At 56.1% G+C, this 3654-nt stretch carries 4 protein-coding genes and 1 pseudogene; all 5 read left to right on the top strand.

Annotated features, from left to right (window positions below):
- Nucleotides 1–132 precede the first annotated feature (132 nt).
- Nucleotides 133–480, top strand: a complete 348-nt coding sequence (locus tag QVO51_RS10570; RefSeq protein WP_022358366.1) for a histidine triad nucleotide-binding protein — start codon at nucleotides 133–135, stop codon at nucleotides 478–480.
- On the top strand, nucleotides 477–1025 hold the full coding sequence (locus QVO51_RS10565) for a phosphoribosyltransferase family protein (RefSeq protein ID WP_022358365.1): 549 nt from the start codon (nucleotides 477–479) through the stop codon (nucleotides 1023–1025). The genes QVO51_RS10570 and QVO51_RS10565 overlap by 4 nt, the downstream gene beginning before the upstream one ends.
- A complete protein-coding gene (locus QVO51_RS10560; RefSeq protein ID WP_022358364.1) occupies nucleotides 1022–1771 on the top strand; it encodes a comEC/Rec2-like protein in 750 nt (249 codons plus the stop codon). The genes QVO51_RS10565 and QVO51_RS10560 overlap by 4 nt, the downstream gene beginning before the upstream one ends.
- Nucleotides 1731–3149 carry a ComEC/Rec2 family competence protein gene (locus tag QVO51_RS10555; protein WP_369677917.1) on the top strand — a complete coding sequence of 473 codons (1419 nt, stop codon included), beginning with the start codon at nucleotides 1731–1733 and terminating at the stop codon, nucleotides 3147–3149. Before QVO51_RS10560 ends, QVO51_RS10555 begins: the two co-directional genes overlap by 41 nt.
- Nucleotides 3150–3152: 3 nt before the next feature.
- Nucleotides 3153–3654: pseudogene (locus tag QVO51_RS10550) on the top strand (hypothetical protein); the annotation flags it as partial.

Genomic DNA, 3654 nt, shown 5'->3' with positions numbered 1-3654 from the left:
GGCGGACGTCCGGACAGCGCAATGGCGGGCATCGGCAAACAGTATATGGTGGATGAAGCACTGGCTGCTCTGGATGCCATCGTCGGCGAGATGCTGGGCAGCGCAGCAAATTAAACGGGAGGGATTTGCATCATGGATTGCTTATTTTGTAATATCATTGCCGGGAACGTTCCCAGCACGAAGATCTATGAGGATGACCAGATGTATGTGTTCAAGGACATTGCACCTATTGCACCGGTACACTATCTGATGATCCCCAAGCAGCATATTTCCGGGGTCAGTGCTCTGGCGGAGGAGAATGCTGCGGTAGTGGCACATATTTTTGCAGTGGCCGCAAAGCTTGCAAAGGAAGCCGGTCTGGACAACGGCTTCCGCATTGTGACCAACTGTGGCGACGATGCGGGGCAGACTGTACACCATTTGCATTTCCATCTGCTGGGCGGCAAGCAGATGGGCTGGAGTGCGGAGAGTGGCGTATGAAACAGACCTATACATTAAATGTGGCGGGGCTGCAGCGTGAGCTGCCCCTTTGCCCCATCAGCAAAACCATGGATATTGCCGCATTCATTATGCTGTCGGACGTGGAACTGACAGTGGCGTGCGCCAAAGAGCTGGCAGCCAGACTGCCGGAGGTGGATGTGCTGCTGACTGCTGAGTGCAAGGGCATTCCCCTTGCTTACGAAATGGCCCGGCAGATGGGTATTCCTTATGTAACCGCCAGAAAATCCGTAAAGCTGTACATGCAGAATCCCATTTGCGTTACGGTGCAGTCCATTACCACCGCCAATGCGCAGAAGCTGTACATTGACGAGGATGCTGTTGGATTGCTCCGGGGCAAACGGGTTGCGATCGTGGATGATGTAATCAGTACCGGGGAATCCCTCACCGCATTGGTGAAGCTGGTCGAAGCTGCCGGAGGCAATCTGACTGCACAGTGCGCCGTACTGGCGGAAGGGGATGCTGCAAAGCGGGATGATATTCTCTTCCTGGCACCTCTGCCTCTGTTTCCCCATCCGGAGGCGTGACCCGGAAAGCGGTTTCCATCGGACTGCCCTATCTGCTGGGATTATTCCTGTGTGATCGGCTTTCCGTCTGTTGGTATGGCTTTCTGGGCATCCTGCCCCTGCTGCTGTTTCTGGGGCTGGGATGCAGGCTCCGTCTAAAACAGCTGCTGTTGTGCGGCATCAGCTTTGCGTTTGCATGCTGTCTGTACTGCGGCTACATGTATCGGGTCCGGGATGCTCTGCTTGCCTATGGGGGACAGACGGTATCTCTGACCGGCAGGGTGGAGAATGTGGATGTTCGGGACAACGAACAGGCATCCTATCTGATCCGCACCAATATTGGCGGTCACACCACCCGGATCACCTATTACGGGGCGGATCTGATCTGCCAGTACGGGGATAGCATCCGGATGACAGCAGTGCTGGCACCCTATGAAGATACGTATCTGTTTCCGGCGGTGTCCTATTACCAGGGTGAAGGCTCCTTTTTACAGGTACAGGAAGCGTCCGATGTGGAGATTATACCTGAGCGGAACTGGTCTTTGGTGGGGAGCATCCGGGCGTATGCGGACAGGATCTGCGCCAAAATCCGGATGACTTTGCCAAAACAGGAGGCTGGTCTGCTATGTGCCATGCTGCTGGGGGACAAATCCGGCCTGGATAGTCCGACCAAAACCGCCCTGTACCGGCTCGGCATCGGTCATGTGACCGCAGTACATCGGTCATGTGACCGCAGTATCCGGTCTGCATTTGACGCTGCTGTGTAGCCTGGTGGGGTGGATCTTGCGAAGGCTGCGGTTGGGAAAGCGGCTTGCGTTCTGCATACAGGCGGTGGTGGCAGTGGGCTTTGTGCTGTGTACCGGTGTTTCCCACTCAGCCTGTCGGGCGGCGGTCATGCTGTTGCTGGTGTACAGCGGGGATGTATTTCACCGGCAGAGCGATCCGCTGAATGCACTGTGCATTGCAGTGCTGGCATTAACGGGGACGCGTCCGTATCTGATCGGCAGCGCCTCCTTTTTGCTGTCCGCAGCAGGGGTGTTTGCAGTGGCAGTGGCAGCGCCCTGGCTGACGGCACATTTTCCAGTGGATACCCTGCCAAAACGCATCCTGAAGGGACTTGTGGCCAGTAGTGTGATCCCGGTTTTGCTGATGCCCCTGTGTGCCTGCTATTTTCAGGAGGCATCCCTGCTGTCTCCTTTGTCCAATTTTTTGGTGCTGCCCCTGTGCATGGCTGCCATGCTGTGCGGTCTTGGGGTATTTCTCACCGGAGGTTGGAGCGTGGCTGCATTGCCTCTGCTGCGGCTGGCAGGATTCCTTTGCCGAACCGTACTGGAGCTTGGCAGCTGGTGCGCCGGTCTGCATGTGGGGGTGGTGCCTTTGGGCGACTCCTATGTACTGCCCTTGTGTCTGCTCTGCGTCCTGCTGGCTTTGTGTGTATTCGGCTTTCGCCGGGAACAGCGCCGGGTCTGGGCAAGCATCGGACTGACGGTGATGCTGTTCTGGAATGTAAGCTTGTTTGTGTCCCTGCTGGAACGAAACACCTTGAAGATCGCCATGCTGGGGAAGGGCAATGCCTGCACGCTGGTGATTACCTGTGGGGATCAGACGGATGTGCTGGATCTGACCGGCGGCGGTTCTGGCGCGGAATATGTGAGTCGGTATTTGCAGGCATCCGGTATTTCCCATGTGGATACCCTGGTGCTGGATCAGCAGCAATACCGGGCTATGGCGGCTTTTCACGATGCCTTGTCCTATGTGCAGGTACAACGGCTATTGGTGCCGGAGGATACATATCACCTGCCAGGCAGTACTGTATGCGGTACAGTGCCGGCGCCATTTTCCATTGCTTCTGCGGAACTGCTCCGTTCTCAGTATACCATTCGCTTTCTGGGCACGGGTACGGTGGAGATCCTGTATGCCGGTCGCAGGGTGCTATGTGCTGCCGGGACGGAGCCGCTGACGGAAAGCGATGTGCGGATTCAGTATGGCGCAAAGCTGCCGGAAGCCCTGACTGCCGGGTATCTGTTGACCACGGCGCCCTGCAATGTGCAGGATGGGCAAGTGTATGCAGGACAGAATAATTTGTGTATTTCTATTGATGCACAGGGCGGTATTTCGATCCAGGATCTGATGAAGGGAGGATAACATATGGCGAATCTGACACCGGGGGATGTAATCAAGCAGCTACAGGCGGGTTCCCATGCCGGACTGTATTACCTGTACGGAAAAGATGTAGCAGGGGTTGCGGCTTTTACCAAGCGGCTGATAAAAAAGCTGGATGGGGATGTGCAGAAATATGATGGCAGGGATCTGGATCTGGAGCAGCTTGCAGATGCAGTGGGGCAGTACTCCATGTTTGCCCAGACCAATGTGATCCTCATCAACGACCCTCCGGCAGAGGATTGGTCGGCGGATCGGATCCAGTCCTTTCTGAAGTGCCTGGAGGATGTGCCTCCGTCCACTGTGGTGATCTGCAATGTGACCGGCTTTGACGTATGCGGCGGTAAGAAAGCCCCCACCCCCAAGCATAAAAAACTCATTGACTTTTTTGGAAAGCATGGGGTGGTGTGTAATTTTGAGGCGAAAACCGCTGCCCAACTGGTGAAGCCCATGATGGAGCGGGCGTCCCGGAGCGGCTGCAGCCTGTCCC

It is taken from the genome of Ruminococcus sp. CAG:379 (genome assembly GCF_000434255.1).
Lineage (GTDB): Bacteria > Bacillota > Clostridia > Oscillospirales > Ruminococcaceae > Ruminococcus_F > Ruminococcus_F champanellensis.
This window is presented reverse-complemented; position numbering and strand designations above follow the sequence as displayed.

Bases quoted from the DNA above. Each gene is read 5' to 3' on its own strand.
- QVO51_RS10570 (WP_022358366.1), top strand. From the start codon at position 133: ATGGATTGCTTATTTTGTAATATCATTGCCGGGAACGTTCCCAGCACG.
- QVO51_RS10565 (WP_022358365.1), top strand. From the start codon at position 477: ATGAAACAGACCTATACATTAAATGTGGCGGGGCTGCAGCGTGAGCTG.